Origin of the sequence: Micromonospora sp. CMU55-4 (assembly GCF_011602315.1) — a bacterium.
In the GTDB taxonomy this organism is placed as follows: Bacteria; Actinomycetota; Actinomycetes; order Mycobacteriales; family Micromonosporaceae; genus Micromonospora; species Micromonospora chalcea.
Genome location: NZ_JAAOLH010000007.1, coordinates 124,339 through 138,209 on the forward strand (window position 1 = coordinate 124,339; position 13,871 = coordinate 138,209).

General features: G+C 71.8%; 16 protein-coding genes and 1 other RNA gene. 4 read left to right on the top strand and 13 right to left on the bottom strand.

The genetic code is table 11. The features are described 5' to 3' along the window. Positions 1-84: 84 nt before the first annotated feature. Positions 85-1,044 carry a threonine/serine dehydratase gene (locus tag HA073_RS14570; protein WP_205797313.1) on the bottom strand — a complete coding sequence of 320 codons (960 nt, stop codon included), beginning with the start codon at positions 1,042-1,044 and terminating at the stop codon, positions 85-87. A 187-nt stretch (positions 1,045-1,231) separates the two neighbouring features. Continuing rightward, positions 1,232-1,627 (bottom strand): VOC family protein, encoded by a 396-nt coding sequence (locus HA073_RS14575; RefSeq protein ID WP_166456641.1) that lies wholly within the window; start codon positions 1,625-1,627, stop codon positions 1,232-1,234. Between the two features lie 63 nt (positions 1,628-1,690). Here HA073_RS14575 and HA073_RS14580 point away from each other — a divergent pair, with 63 nt between their 5' ends. Beyond that, positions 1,691-2,023, top strand: coding sequence for a hypothetical protein (locus HA073_RS14580; RefSeq protein ID WP_166456642.1), 333 nt, complete (start codon positions 1,691-1,693; stop codon positions 2,021-2,023). Positions 2,024-2,096: 73 nt separating this feature from the next. On the opposite strand, the gene HA073_RS14585 is transcribed toward HA073_RS14580, so the two are convergent. Beyond that, on the bottom strand, positions 2,097-2,423 hold the full coding sequence (locus HA073_RS14585) for a DUF6331 family protein (protein ID WP_166456643.1): 327 nt from the start codon (positions 2,421-2,423) through the stop codon (positions 2,097-2,099). A gap of 129 nt (positions 2,424-2,552) precedes the next feature. Between HA073_RS14585 and HA073_RS14590 the strand changes: the two genes are divergently transcribed. Next, the gene (locus tag HA073_RS14590) at positions 2,553-2,942 is read left to right on the top strand and encodes an Imm1 family immunity protein (RefSeq protein WP_166456644.1); all 390 of its coding nucleotides are present in this window, start codon (positions 2,553-2,555) and stop codon (positions 2,940-2,942) included. A gap of 225 nt (positions 2,943-3,167) precedes the next feature. Here the strand turns inward: HA073_RS14590 and HA073_RS14595 are convergent, their stop codons facing one another. Together HA073_RS14595 and rnpB are read right to left on the bottom strand one after the other, a co-directional pair. Further along, positions 3,168-3,383 carry a hypothetical protein gene (locus HA073_RS14595; RefSeq protein WP_309228021.1) on the bottom strand — a complete coding sequence of 72 codons (216 nt, stop codon included), beginning with the start codon at positions 3,381-3,383 and terminating at the stop codon, positions 3,168-3,170. A gap of 413 nt (positions 3,384-3,796) precedes the next feature. Next, positions 3,797-4,205, bottom strand: an RNA gene (rnpB, locus tag HA073_RS14600) — RNase P RNA component class A. 213 nt (positions 4,206-4,418) lie between these two features. On the opposite strand from rnpB, the gene HA073_RS14605 reads away from it, so the two are divergent. Further along, the gene (locus tag HA073_RS14605; protein ID WP_064448270.1) at positions 4,419-5,180 is read left to right on the top strand and encodes a sulfite exporter TauE/SafE family protein; all 762 of its coding nucleotides are present in this window, start codon (positions 4,419-4,421) and stop codon (positions 5,178-5,180) included. A gap of 24 nt (positions 5,181-5,204) precedes the next feature. Here the strand turns inward: HA073_RS14605 and HA073_RS14610 are convergent, their stop codons facing one another. Continuing rightward, positions 5,205-6,428 carry an MFS transporter gene (locus tag HA073_RS14610; protein ID WP_166456646.1) on the bottom strand — a complete coding sequence of 408 codons (1,224 nt, stop codon included), beginning with the start codon at positions 6,426-6,428 and terminating at the stop codon, positions 5,205-5,207. Between the two features lie 56 nt (positions 6,429-6,484). On the opposite strand from HA073_RS14610, the gene HA073_RS14615 reads away from it, so the two are divergent. Then, positions 6,485-6,952: a MarR family winged helix-turn-helix transcriptional regulator gene (locus HA073_RS14615; RefSeq protein WP_064448268.1), complete on the top strand. Its 468-nt coding sequence runs from the start codon at positions 6,485-6,487 to the stop codon at positions 6,950-6,952. 56 nt (positions 6,953-7,008) lie between these two features. Here the strand turns inward: HA073_RS14615 and mctP are convergent, their stop codons facing one another. The 7 genes from mctP to HA073_RS14650 form a co-directional block, all read right to left on the bottom strand. Continuing rightward, complete coding sequence (gene mctP / locus HA073_RS14620; RefSeq protein WP_166456647.1) at positions 7,009-8,652, bottom strand: monocarboxylate uptake permease MctP; 1,644 nt, start codon at positions 8,650-8,652, stop codon at positions 7,009-7,011. Further along, positions 8,652-8,894: a DUF3311 domain-containing protein gene (locus HA073_RS14625; RefSeq protein ID WP_043329258.1), complete on the bottom strand. Its 243-nt coding sequence runs from the start codon at positions 8,892-8,894 to the stop codon at positions 8,652-8,654. Before HA073_RS14625 ends, mctP begins: the two co-directional genes overlap by 1 nt. Before the next feature lie 127 nt (positions 8,895-9,021). Next, positions 9,022-10,167, bottom strand: a complete 1,146-nt coding sequence (locus tag HA073_RS14630; RefSeq protein WP_166456648.1) for a bifunctional RNase H/acid phosphatase — start codon at positions 10,165-10,167, stop codon at positions 9,022-9,024. 5 nt (positions 10,168-10,172) lie between these two features. Continuing rightward, positions 10,173-10,910 (bottom strand): zinc ribbon domain-containing protein, encoded by a 738-nt coding sequence (locus HA073_RS14635; RefSeq protein WP_043329254.1) that lies wholly within the window; start codon positions 10,908-10,910, stop codon positions 10,173-10,175. After that, complete coding sequence (locus HA073_RS14640) at positions 10,900-11,736, bottom strand: Nif3-like dinuclear metal center hexameric protein (RefSeq protein WP_166456730.1); 837 nt, start codon at positions 11,734-11,736, stop codon at positions 10,900-10,902. Before HA073_RS14640 ends, HA073_RS14635 begins: the two co-directional genes overlap by 11 nt. Positions 11,737-11,846: 110 nt before the next feature. Further along, a complete protein-coding gene (locus HA073_RS14645; RefSeq protein WP_166456649.1) occupies positions 11,847-12,428 on the bottom strand; it encodes a flavoprotein in 582 nt (193 codons plus the stop codon). Continuing rightward, positions 12,425-13,654 (bottom strand): helix-turn-helix domain-containing protein, encoded by a 1,230-nt coding sequence (locus tag HA073_RS14650; RefSeq protein ID WP_069088946.1) that lies wholly within the window; start codon positions 13,652-13,654, stop codon positions 12,425-12,427. Before HA073_RS14650 ends, HA073_RS14645 begins: the two co-directional genes overlap by 4 nt. Positions 13,655-13,871: the final 217 nt, after the last annotated feature.

Here is a 13,871-nt window from a genome sequence, read left to right on the forward strand (position 1 = left end):
GTCCCACCCGTCCGAATCGAGCCGGCCGGCGTACCCCAGGTTCTGCGGCTCGTGCGCGGCGGTCGCCCGCTCTGGCGCGGCGGGTCAGACGCCGAAGCGGCCCGCCCACGTGGTCACGTCGGCCACCGTGGCGTTGCCGCCGCAGACCACCAGGCCCAGCCGGGCGTCGCCGCCGACCCGCTCGATCACCCGGCGGGCGGCGGGCAGCAGGCACCCGGCGGCCGGCTCGGCCCACACCTTGGCGTGCTCGGCCAGCTCCAGCGTGCCCCGCACCGCCTCGGCGTCGGAGACCACGAGGACGTCGCTGACCAGCGCGGTCACATGATCGTAGGTGAGCTGCGAGACGGTCGGCGCGCTGAGCGTGGTCACGATCGACGACAACGGCACCTCGACCGGGCCGCCCTTCGCGATCGCCTGCGACATCGCCTGCGCGCCCTCGGTCTCCACGCCCCAGACGCGTACCCCCGGCCGGCGCGCCCGCAGCGCCGCCGCCACGCCCGAGATCAGCGCGCCCCCGCCGATGCTGACCAGCACGTCGGTCAGCTCACCGGCGTCGTCGGCCAGCTCCAGCCCGACAGTGCCCTGCCCGGCCAGCACGATCGGGTCGTCGAACGGGTGCAGCAGCGTCACACCCTCGTCCCGCAGCCGGTTCATCAGCGCGAACGCACCGGCCATGTCCTCGGTCAGCCGCACGTCCGCCCCGGCCGCGCGAGCCACCTCGACAGCGCGGGCGGGCGCGCTGCGCGGCATCACCACGGTCGCCGCCACCCCGAGCGCCCCGGCCATCACCGCGACCGCGATGCCGTGGTTACCGCCGCTGACCGCCACCACCCCGGCCGCCCGCTCGGCGTCGTCGAGCGCGAGCAGCTTCGCCGCCGCGCCCCGGGCCTTGAACGATCCGGTACGTTGCAGCAGCTCCAGCTTGGCGGTGACAGGTACGCCGAGCAGCTCGGACAGCCCTGGGCTGGGCAGGGTCGGCGTGTGCACCACGACGTCGGCGATCCGGTCGGCGGCCGCCTGGATGTCCGCAAGCTCGATCACCATCGCAGCGTGCCACAAGCGCCCCGCCGACCCTCTCCCGTCCCCCCTCTCCCCGCTCTCCCCGCTCTCCCCGCTCTCCCCATCGATCTTGGGGTTGTGGTGCCTGCCGAACTTCGCGAAACGGGGCGTTGTGGGCGCCACAACTCCAAGATCGGTGGGAGCCAGGGCGAGCGCCTGGGCTCGGTCGCTTTTACGGGCGGGTGGCGGCCACCTCGGCGTCGCTGCGGAGGATGCAGAACTCGTTGCCCTCCGGGTCGGCGAGCACCACCCAGCCGGTGCCGTCGGCCTCCCGCCGGTCGGCCACCACCGCCGCACCCAGCCCGGTCAGCCGGGCCAGTTCCTCGTCGCGCGTCCCCTCGACCGGACGCAGGTCGAGGTGGATGCGGTTCTTGACCTGCTTCGCGTCCGGCACCTCGATGAACAGCAAGCGGTGCCGCCCGTCCCGCGAGTAGATCATGCACTCCTCATGGCCCGGCTCGTTCGGATCGGCCGGGTCCTCGCGGTAGTCCAGAACCGATGCCCACCAGCGGGACAGGGCATAGGCGTCGGCACAGTCCACGGTGGTGTGGGACACGTAGGAGGTCACCACCTGATCATCGCAAGTCCGGAGGGAGAGGTTCCATCACGCCCAGGGCGGGTATTCCCGACCGTGCGTATCGACATTGACGAGCCGATGGCCGCAGAGCTGTTCTGGGAGGGCATGCGGGAGGTGGCAGCCAGTGCCGCCCGGCATCAGGACGACGACCTGTACCGGGCGATCGTCAAGATCGGCCGGGGTGCACTGGCCCAGGGCGGCGAGTTGGTGCCGCAGTGCGGGCTGTTCCTCCAGTGCCCGATCTGCGAGGCGGTGGCGGGCCAGCTCTGCATCAATGTGCCCGGTCACCCGCTCTGCGACGACGTACTCCACCCGCAGCGCATCGAGCTGGCCGAGATGGCACTGCGGGGAGAAGTGCCACTTCCCCCGCCGCTGCGGGATGAGTGAGCCGGCCTGAGGCCGAACGGCAACGCGACTCGTCAGCGGCGTGAATCGAGCTCTGGTCGACAGCCTCGACCGCTCACAACGCGTCGCCAGCCGTCAGTCCGGCGTCGAGCGCGGTCAGGAAGTCCAGCAACTCACGCCGTGCGGCCTCGTCATGTGTGCGGTGGTTCAGAAAGTCCGACGTGACGCACTGGGATCTGTCCTCGACCACCTCGATCAGCTCGGCCAGCTGACGGCGGGCCTCGACCACCGCGGCCGAGCCCACCTGACGGCACCAGTCCTCGATGAGGGCGGGATCGGTGGAGACGGCGTCGACCCCACAGCACAGGCGAACGCACTCGACCTCGCAGAAGATGACGCACTTGCGCAGGGGCGACGGCACGTCGACCGACACGTCCGCCATCGCCGCTCCCTTCCTCAGCCCGCCGACGGTGACGGGGTAGCCGATGCTAGCGCCGCCACCGCGCACCGCTCCTGCGAATTCGGGGCCGATCCGGAGCCATAGCCTGGCGATCGTCGAGGAGGTCGCCGGGTGAACATCTCGTGGAGTGCCACGTCTCCGACGTCAGGCAGGTTCGTACCGACGGAGCGGTCGGGCGTCGCCGGTCTGGTCGAACGGTTCGAGGAACTGCGTGCCCAGGGGCGCGGCTATCTCGAAGTACGGGGCGACGGCGCATCCCCGGTGCTGACACTCGGATTCACGGGGTCGGCGGCGGTCGTCCATCTGATGGCGGACGAGGACGCCGTCTTCCTGCTGGCCGCCGATGAGCCTGCGGACGCGGATGCCGAAGTACTGGTGCTGGACGACCCGGTGGAGTTCACCGCGGACGTCGTTCTCGACCTCGAACGCGCCTGGCAGGTCATCGAGGAGTACGTCCGCACGGGTGATGCCGGCCGGGCAGGAGAGTGGCACGAGTTGTAGCGCTGGCGGCCACGGCTGAGGGCGACGAGCGAGGACGTGCTACAACGCAGTCGTCCCGAGGACGCGGGGAGGACCGGGAATGGCGAGCCCGTTCGGCCGACGAGAACTCACGTTCCGCGCGGTGCGGGGCGGCAAGCCCGGCCGGCGGCAAGCCGCCCCGGCCGCCTACGGTGCCGGGGCGGTGAGCCACCGACAGCCGCCGGGACACCGCCCCGCAGTCGGACCTCAGCTCAGCGCGAGTTCGCCCGGGAAGCGCTCACGAAGCGCGGCGACGGCATGCTTCAGGCAGTAGTCGAGGCTGTGGCCGTCGACCCTGATCGACGCACCATCGAGCCGCTGACCCGAGATCACCACGGTCCAGGGCTTGCGCTCCCGCTCCCCGTCAATCTTGACCAGCCCGACCAGACCCATCTCCCCCAGGTGCTCCAACAGCTCCGGCACGCACTCATCCCACCTCATCCACGAATGGGATCACCGAGGCCGCTACGGAAGCCAGCGGGTCGGCCAAGTCGTGCGTCGGGGCTTCCGTCTGCCGCGCCAGTCCAACCCCGGGACTGGCTTGCCACCGGGTCACCGGGTCGCGGCACCAGCTCCACCGCCAGGGCGTGCCCGCCCCTCCCCACAGCCGCCGGCCCCACCCCGGAACCATCGAGCACAGGCCCGGAGACGGCCCGCAGCGGCACAGCCAGCCCGACCCGAGAAGAGGTGGACTGAGCCAGCGCTCAGGACGTCTCCAGGGCGTCAGGGCGTCGTCAGGGCGTCAAACGCCGGCCAAAGTTGACCAACGACGACCATCGACACCCGGACATAGAACCAGCTCAGAGCCATGATCACGGCTCTGAGCTGGTGGGCGACGGACGAGTCGACCTGTACGCCGGATTCTGTGCCCGGCACGCCCGTAGGCGCACCGGCGGCGGCCATCCATCTCGGCCTGCCGTTGCCGGCAGGCTCCAGCGGCCTACCCGCAGACATCGGGCGGGCAGCCCTCAAGCGTCTGCGCGGGTCGTCATCTTGCGGTGACGGCCCTTTCTTGGCCTTGCTCCGGGTGGGGTTTACCGAGCCACCCCGGTCACCCGGGGTGCTGGTGGGCTCTTACCCCACCGTTTCACCCTTACCGTCCCGTTACGGGCCGGCGGTCTGTTTTCTGTGGCACTGTCCCGCGGGTCACCCCGGGTTGCCGTTAGCAACCACCCTGCCCTGTGGAGTCCGGACGTTCCTCGGCGACGGGCCGGAACCCGTCGACGCGACCGCCCGGTCGACTCGTCCGTCGCGCTCTCATCCTAACGACGCACCCACCCCGCCCATTTCCACCCCGGCCCACCAGGGCGCGCCCGCCACTTCGGGGAGGTGGCGGCATCAACCGGCCCTCGATACAGCCACTTCCCCGAGCTGGCGCGGAACCCGCGGAACCCGCGGAAACCACCGGCCCACCGGCCCACGCGGCCCGGGGACCGGACCGACTAGCCTCGGGGGACCATGGATCTCTCCGACGCCGCGCTCCTGCTCGCCGCCGGTCTCGCCGCGGGCACAGTCAACGCGGTGGCCGGAGGTGGCTCGCTGATCACGTTCCCGGCGATGATCGCCACCGGTCTGCCGCCGGTGGCGGCGAACGTCTCCAACTCGGTGTCGGTCTTTCCCGGGTACGTGGCGAGCGTGGCGGGCAGCCGGATGGACCTGCCGCGCGGGCGGCAGTTGTGGTCGCTGCTGCCCACCGCCGTGCTCGGCACGATCGCCGGGTGCGCGCTGCTGCTGGCCACCCCGGCTCGGGCGTTCGAGCTGGTGGTGCCGTTCCTGGTGCTCGGCGCTACCGCCGTACTCGCGTTCCAGGGTCCGCTGCGCCGGCTGGTCGGCCATCCGGAACGGCTGGGCGCGCGCCGCCGTACCGTCACGGTGCAGACCATGGTCGCGCTCGGCACCGTGTACGGAGGCTACTTCGGCGCGGCCCTCGGGGTGATGCTGGTGGCCGGGTTGGCGCTGGTGCTGGACGCGACGCTGGCCCGGGTGTCGGCGGTGAAGAACCTGCTCTCGGCCGTGGTGGGGTTGACCACGCTGGTGGTGTTCGCCCTGTTCGGCCCGGTGAACTGGGCGGCGGTCGCGGTGGTCGCGCCGGCCACGCTGTTCGGCGGGTACGCGGGCGCGCGGCTGGCCCGCCGGCTTCCGCAGGTGGTGTTGAAGACGGTGATCGTGGTGTTCGGCACGGCCATCGGGTGCTACCTGCTGTGGCGCGCGTTGACCTGACGCCGCCCGGGCAAGACCGGAGCGTCAGTACGCCTCCCCCACCGGCTCCTCCGGGGCGTGCTCGGCACGGCGGGCGGCCCGGTTCCAGATGACCCGTTCGCCGTAGCCGGCCGCCATCAGGTGACCGAACGCGAGGTAGACCAGCACGCCGGCGGCGAGCACCGCGAAGCCGACCCAGAACGGCAGCGCCAGGCCGTGTTCGGCCAGCTTGCCGGAGATGATCGGCGCGGGTGCGGCGGCGCCCCAGCGGACCAGGTTGAACGCGCCGGTGGCGACGCGCCGATCGGCGGAGCCGAGCCCGAGTGCCAGGTCGGTCAGGTTGGCGTTGGCGAGGCCCATGAACAGGCCGGCGACGACGAGGACGACGAGCGACATGGCGGTGCCGGTGGAGGTGGCGAACGCGACCATGCAGACCAGCAGGCCGAGCAGGGCGACGCCGACGGTCTGCACCGCGCCGATGCGGTGGGCCAGCCGGTGCCCGATGAGCAGGATGCCGGCGGCGAGGCCGAGGCCCCAGCCGGTGAACGCCAGGCCGAGCGGGATGACGTCGAGGCGCAGGAACAGCGGCGTGTAGCCGAGTACGACGAAGAAGACGAAGTTGTACGCGGCGGTGACCACGCACAGCGTCACGAACGCGGGTTTGCGGTAGGTGGCGAAGATCTGGCCGACGCGTACCGGTGGTTGCGTGTTCGCCGGTTCGCGCAGCTTGCGGGCGGCGACGCCGAGCGCGAGCACCATGAACACGCCGCAGACGAAGAACGGCAGCCGCCAGCTAACCTCGCCGAGCAGGCCGCCGATGAGCGGGCCGACGGCGAAGCCGAGCCCGAGGGCGGTCTCGAACAGGCCGACCACCCATTCCCTGTCGTTGGCGAGGTTGACCAGCACCACCATGGCGGTGGCGAAGAACATCGCGTTGCCCAGGCCCCAGACGCCGCGCAGCACTGAGAGCTGCACGATGTCGTTGCTGAAGGAGGCGAGGATCGCGGCGAGGCCGACGACGGAGACGCCGGTGACGAGCACCGGTTTGAAACCGAACCGCCCGCTGGCCAGCGTCGCCGGGATCATGCCGACGGCCATGACCGCGATGTACGCGGTGAAGAGCAGCTCGACCTGCCAGGCGGTGACGCCGATCGCCTCGCCGATGGCGGGCAGGATCGGGTCGACGACGGCGATGCCGGCGATGGCGAGGAACGCGACGAGCGTGGTGGCGTAGATGGCACTGCGGTTGGGCTCGGATCGGCGATCCACTCCGCAACCTCCCAGATAGCTGTATTGTACAGGTAATTTTCTTGTATCATACAGCTATGAGCGAGGACGTCCACGGCACCGAAGTCACCCTCGGCCGGATCGAAACCGAGGTCGCGTTGCTGATGCGGCTCGGCGAGGCCACCCGCCGGGGCACCGGCACGATGGAGCACCGGCTGCTCGACCGCGCCGCGTACGTGATCCTGCGCCACCTGGACGCGGCCGGCCCGCAGAACGTCTCGGCGCTCGCCGCACGGCTGAGCCTGGACGGCTCCACAGTCACCCGGCAGGTCTCCGCGCTCCAGCGCGACGGCCTGATCTCGCGTACCCCCGACCCGGCCGACGGGCGCGGCACGGTGATCTCCGCGACGGCGGCCGGGCTCCAGCGGATGGCCGCCGTCCGGGCGGCCCGCACCCGGCTGTACGGCGACATCCTCGCCGCCTGGCCCGAGGCGGACCGGGAGACGCTCGCGGACATGTTGCACCGCCTCAACGAGGCGCTCGACGCGCGCACCCGCCGCCGCTGAGGGTGTTAGGAAGGGCCCCTTTCAATGCACGAGGCGTTAATAAGGGGCCCTTCCTTTCATGCCACGGGCTCGCGGGCGGCGTCGGCGGAGGGCGTTACGCGCGGGTCGTCCTCGTCGGCGAAGTAGTCGTCCGGCGTGGTGTGGTCGGGGCCGTCGGCCACCTTCGCGGCGCGCAACACCAGCGTGAGCAGCGCGGCCACCACCAAGTTCACCAGCACCGCGACGATGCCCACGTAGATGGTCTTCGGCGTGTCGAAGCCGAACTTCTCCAGCGGGAACGCCGATCCGGCGAAGTGCTTCTTGCCGGTCGCCGGGTTGCCGATCTGGTACAGCATCCACATGCCGAGGCCCATGCCCGCCGCCCAGCCGGCGATCAGCGCACCCCGGTGGAACCAGCGGGTGTAGAGGCCCAGCGCCACCGCCGGCAGCGTCTGCAGGATGATCACGCCGCCGATGAGCTGCAGGTCGATGGAGAACTGCGGGTCGAGGAAGACGATGCAGGCCACCGCGCCGACCTTCACCACCAGCGAGGTGATCTTCGAGACGTTCGCCTCCTGTGCCGGGGTGGCGTCCCGCTTCAGGTACTCCTTGTAGATGTTGCGGGTGAACAGGTTCGCCGCCGCGATCGACATGATCGCCGCCGGCACCAGCGCGCCGATGCCGATGGCGGCGTACGCGACGCCGGCGAACCAGTCCGGGAACTGCTGGTCGAACAGCAGCGGCACGACGGTGTTGCCGTCGGTGGTGCCCTCCTTCGCGCCGGGCAGCGGCTTCACGTTCGCCGCGATGGCCATGTAGCCGAGCAGCGCGATCAACCCCAGCAGCAGGCTGTACGCGGGCAGCGCGGACATGTTCCGCTTGATCACGTCGCGGTTCCGGCTGGCCAGCACACCGGTGATGCTGTGCGGGTAGAGGAACAGCGCCAGCGCCGAGCCGAACGCCAGCGTCACGTACTGGATCTGGTTGTTCTGGTTGAGCAGGATGCCGTCGCCGGGCGCGGGTGAGGCCTGGAACTTCGCGTCGGCGGCGTCGAAGATGGCGCTCCAGCCGCCCAGCTTGTACGGCAGCCAGATCACCGCGACCAGGATCACGATGTAGATCAGCGAGTCCTTGACGAACGCGATCAGCGCCGGCGCGCGCAGCCCCGACTGGTACGTGTACGCGGCCAGGATCGCGAACGCGATGATGATCGGCAGGTGCCGGGCCAGCGCGCTGTCCCCGGTCACGCCCATGGTCTTGAGCACCGCCTCGATGCCCACCAGTTGCAGCGCGATGTACGGCATGGTGGCGACGATGCCGGTGATCGCGACCAGCAGCGCCAGGATCGGCGAGCCGAACCGGTTGCGGACGAAGTCGGCGGGGGTGACGAAGCCGTGCCGGTGCGAGACCGACCAGAGCCGGCACAGCACCAGGAACACCAGCGGATAGATGACGATCGTGTACGGCACCGCGAAGAACCCCGCCGCGCCGGCCCCGAAGATCAGCGCCGGGACGGCCACGAACGTGTACGCGGTGTAGAGGTCACCGCCGACCAGGAACCAGGTGATCCAGCCGCCGAAGCTGCGCCCGCCCAGCCCCCACTCGTCCAGGTGGGCCATGTCCGTCGGTCTGCGCCACCGGGCCGCCACGAAGCCCATGGCGCTGACCAGCAGGAACAACAGCGTGAAGACGATGATCTCGGTGAGGTGGTCCCGCCACATCAGTGGTCACCCCGCTTCTTGGTCATCTGGTAGACCAGCGTGGTGGTGCCGACGCCCAGCAGGATCCAGGCCAGTTGCAGCCAGTAGAAGCGCGGGAAGCCGAACAGCCGGGGCGAGTCGGCGTTGAACAGTGCCGGGATCAGCGGCACCACGATCGGGATGAAGAGCAACCAGTTCCAGGGACTCTTGTCCTTCGCCCTGGATCGCGCCGTGTCGAGCGCCTCCGGTTCCGGTTCGGACATGTGACACCCCTCCGGGCATTCGTAGCGGGCCATGTGACGGCCGGAGGCTACGACCCTGTGACGGGGGTCACGTCCGATCGGGTGATGTCGATGCGCCGAACGGCCGCAGGCATGCGCCGAACGGCCGTCAGACGTCCGTGAGGTGCGAGGTGTCGTTCACCGAGCGGACCGCGACGCCGCCGTCCGGGTACAGGTCCAGCACCGAGATACCCGCCGTGTCCAGGTAGAGCCGGTGCAGGAACGCGTCGCCGGCGGCGAGCGCGTCGCGCAGCACCAGCTTGATCGGCGAGACGTGGGAGACCACCACGACGGTCTCCCCCGGGTACGCCGACCGCAGCCGGTCGACGGCCCGCCCGGTCCGCTCGGCGACCGCCACGAACGACTCGCCCTGCGGCGGGGCGACCCGGGTGGAGGCGAGCCAGGCGTCCAGTTCCGCCGCCCAGCGCTCGCGTACCTCGGCGAACGTGTGCCCCTCCCAGACGCCGAAGTCGCACTCGATCAGGTCGTCGTCGGTGCGTACCGGCGGGTTGCCGACCTGCGCGGCGATCGCCTCGGCGGTGGCCGTACACCTCGACAGCGGGGAACTGACCACCGCCGCGACGGACGGGGCCAGCGCGGCCACCCGGGCGGCGGTGGCCCGGGCCTGGGCCCGGCCCCGCTCGGTCAGCGGCACGTCGCCCCGGCCGGAGTAGTGCTTCCGCACGGTGCGCTCGGTTTCGCCGTGCCGGACCAGGATCAGCCGGGTGGCCTCCTCGGTCGGACGCGGCTCCCAGGAGGCGGGCGTGGTGGCCGGGTCGGTGCCGGTGGCCCGGACGACGGCCGCCTCCCGCGCCTCGGCCGCCGCCTCCGGCGCGGCGCCGGACGCGGCGGCGTCCATCGCCGCGTTGGCGAGCGCGTCGGCGTGCCGGTTGCGCTCCCGGGGGATCCAGGTGAAGCGTACGGCGGTGAACCGGCCGACCAGCCCGGCGGCCTGGGCGGCGAGCGGCCGCAGCCCCGGGTGCTTGATCTGCCAGCGGCCGCACATCTGCTCGACCACCAGCTTCGAGTCCATCCGCGCCTCGACCTCGGCCGCGCCCAGTTCGGCGGCGGCCTCCAGCCCGGCGATCAGACCCCGGTACTCGGCCACGTTGTTGGTGGCCGTGCCGATCGACTCCGACCGCTCGGCCAGCACCTCGCCGGTCTCCGGATCCCGGACCACGGCGCCGTAGCCGGCCGGGCCGGGGTTGCCCCGGGAGCCGCCGTCGGCCTCGACCACTACCGCGCGCACCGCCACGGCGGCTACAGTCCCGACTCGTTGGTCCGGACCATGATCCGCCGGCAGTCCTCGCAGCGGACCACGTCGTCCGGGTCGGCCTTGCGGATGCGGGCCAGGTCGGCGCCGGACAGGTCCAGCCGGCAGCCGCCGCAGCGGCCCCCGGTCAGCAGCGCGGCACCCAGCCCGGTGTCCTCGCGGATCTTGTCGTAGAGCCCGACCAGGTCCGACGGCAGGTCACCGGCGAGCGGCTGCCGGGCGGTGCGCTTGAACTCCTCCTCCTTGGCGATCTCCGCCAGGGCCTCGTCGCGGCGCTGCTCGGTCGCGGCGCGGCGGTCCCGGGCCTCGGCGAGCCGGCTCTCGATGCCGTCGAGCACGCCCTGCGCGGTCTCCCGCTGCTCCATCAGCTCCAGCTCGGCGTCCTCCAGATCGCTCTGCCGCCGGTTCAGCGAGACCAGCTCGTGCTGGATCGCCTCCAGCTCACGGGCCGGGCCGCTACCAGAGGCCAGCCGGGCCTCGTCCTTGCTCTTGCGCGCCCGCACCTGGTCGACGTCCTTCTCGATCCGGGCGATGTCCCGGTCCAGGTCGTCGACCGCCACCTGGGCGCGGACCCGCTCGTCCTCCAGCGCGGACAGCTCACGCGCCAGCGCCTCCAGCTCGGCGCGTTCCGGCAGGCTGCGGCGGCGGTGCGCGAGCTGCGCCAGCGCGGTGTCGATCGCCTGGAGGTCGAGCAGGCGGCGCTGCACCTTCGGGTCAGCCTTCACGTCGGGGCTCCTTGTCGTCCGGCCGGGGCGCGGCGGCGTGCACGGTCCACGGGTCGGTGTCCAGGTCGGACACCACGGTCTCGACGCCCAGCGCGCCGGTCAGGTGGGCGGCCAGGTCGTCCAGCCAGGGTCGCTCGGTCGCCCAGTGGGCGGCGTCCAGCAGCGCCGGGCCGCCCGCGGCGAGGTGTTCCCCGGCCGGGTGGTGACGCAGGTCCGCGGTGAGGAACGCGTCCACCCCGGCCGCGGTCGCCTCGGCGAGGAAGCCGTCCCCCGAGCCGCCGCTGACGGCGAGGGTACGAACCATACGCCCGGGATCCCCGGCGGCGCGAACTCCCCAGGCGGTGACCGGGAGCACGGCGGCGGCCAGCCGGGTCAGCTCGGCGAGCGTCATCGGCTCGGGCAGCTCGCCGATGCGGCCGATGCCCCGGCCGGGCCCGGCGGCGGGCGAGCCGGGGCGGGGCGGGTGCAACGGGCGCAGCCCGGTCAGCCCGAACCGGGCGGCGAGCGCGTCGGACACGCCGGGATCGGCCACGTCGGCGTTCGTGTGCGCCACGTACAGCGCGACGTCCGCCTTGATCAACCGGTGCACGATCCGGCCCTTGTACGTGGTGGCGGCCACCGAGGAGACGCCCCGCAGCAGCAGCGGGTGGTGCGCGACGATCATGTCCGCGCCGGCTTCGAGGGCCTCGTCCACGGTCTCCGGGACCACGTCCACCACGCAGGCGATCCGGCGTACCGGGTGGTCGGGCTCACCCACCACCAGGCCGACCCGGTCCCACTCCTCGGCCCAGGCGGGCGGGTAACGGCGGTCCAGGGCGGCCACCACGTCGGCGACGGTTGTGCTCACGGGCGGCCAGCTTACCGGCGTCCGGGCCGCTACACGCCGACCGCCGTCGGGCGTGGCTCCCGGGCGCGCCGGGAGCCACGCTCACACCGTCAGCCGACCGGGGCGACCGGCCGGTCCGCGCCGCGCAGGGCGGCCAGCCCGGCGTCCCAGGGGAAGGCGTCCGCGCGCCGCTCCCCCGTGCCGGGCGGATGCAGGCGTACGACGTGGTCGCCGAAGACCACCCGGACGCCCCACCCGGCCAGCCGGTCGAGGCTGGCCCGGAACGCCGGGTGCCCGGCCATCGCCACGTTCGTGTACGGGACGGCAGCGATCGGCACCCCCATCCCCTGCGCCTCGACCAGCAGGCCGAGCGCGAGGGTGTCGGTGATGCCGACCGCCCACTTGTTGATCGTGTTGACCGTCGCCGGGCACACCAGCATGGCGTCCGCCGGTGGCAGCACGTCCATGTCACCCGGGTTCTTGTAGTGCGTACGGACCGGGTGGCCGGTCTGCCGGGCCAGGGCCGCCCGGTCGACGAACTTCGCGCCGTCGGGCGTGGTGACCACGCAGACCGTCCACTCCTCCCGCTGGGCGAGGTCGACCAGCCGGCCGACGTGACGGGCCAGCGGCGAACCGCAGGCGATGACGTAGAGCACCCGCCGGTGCTCGCTCGCGGTCTCCGGACCGCTCATACTCCGACTCCCATGTGCTCAGCCAACTCCGCGATCGGCTGAGGCGGCGCACCACGTGTGCGACGGAGAATCTCGGACATCAATTCGTGCGCTATCGGCCGGCACCGGATCTCGGACGGCGCGAGCCGGTCGCCGCGCAGCAACATGTCCCCCGCGCTCGCCACGTCGCCGATCTGCGAGTAGCCCCGGGCCAGGTCGAGCAGGTGGTGCGCGCGCCGCTCCGGCAGCAGCGCGTTGAACGCGGGCTCGGACAGCCGCAGGTGCGTCTCCACCGCCCGGCCGCCGTCACCCAGCTCGACGGCCGCGGCGGCGCGGTGCAGCTCCAGGTTGGTCGGGCCGAAGGAGGTCCAGTAGTGGTTGTGGTCGCCGCCGAGCAGCTTGGCCGCCTCGTCGGCGCCGGCGAGCAGGTCGTCCACCGTCGCCGAGTCGCCGATCCGGGCGGCCGCCATCGCGCCCTGCAGCAGCAGCATGCCGTAGACGGAGAGCCGTTCGGGCCGGACGTCGTTGTCGCCGCCGGGCGCGAGCCGGCCGGCGATGCGCACGTTGAGCTCCAGCGCGGGGCGGGGACGGCCCATCGCGACGAGCGCGTTGCAGACCCTCGTGGTGGCGATCCCGGCCAGCAGCGGGTCGTCGGCCCGCTGGGCCACCGCCATCGACCGGTCGGCGGCCAGCCAGGCGAGGTCGCACTCGCCGAGCTTGCGCAGCACCGAGGAGGCGATCTGGTAGACCTGCCCGAGCAGGTGGGCGGCCTCGCGTACCTGCTCGTCGGCGGCGTAGCCGGCGTCCGCCGCCTGGGCGTCGCGCAGCAGCTTCGGCAGCGCGCGGGTGAGCATGCCGTACCGGCCGTACTGGTAGGTCAGCCAGGCGTGGTTGACGGCCTTGCGCATGTCGGCCAGCGGCGGCGGGAAGGGCGCCGCGTCGAAGTAGGCGCTCATCGAGTCGTACCGCTCCAGGGCGGTGCGGATCTCCTCCACCTCGACCTGGTCGATGCAGTTGAGCGCGTCGGTGCGCCGCTCCGGGTCCTTGCCGTGCAGCAGTTGCACGTCGATCTGGAGGATGTCGGCGATCTCGTAGAGGACGGAGAACTTGTCCAGCCGGCGGACGCCACGCTCCACCTTGTCCACCCAGCTCTTGGACTTGCCGAGCCGGTCGGCGAAGACCTGCTGGGACATCTTGCGCCGGCTCCGCCAGTACGCCACCCGCCGGCCTATGGGCAGTTCGTCCATCCCTGCTCCCTCCCCCTCACGGCGCCGGCCGGTCCCCCCACGTCCCCCAGGCTTGCCCCGATCGCACAGGTTGTGCGTCCACCGACCAGCCAGTTCTCGTAGTTTTCGTGCAAGTTGCACCGACCGTTAGTCACCACAACGAGCGTGAGTTTCGGCAGTGACGGCTTTCGACGTGTGGCATGTGGACGGTTTCGCGGGACGAGAGGGGATGTCAGAC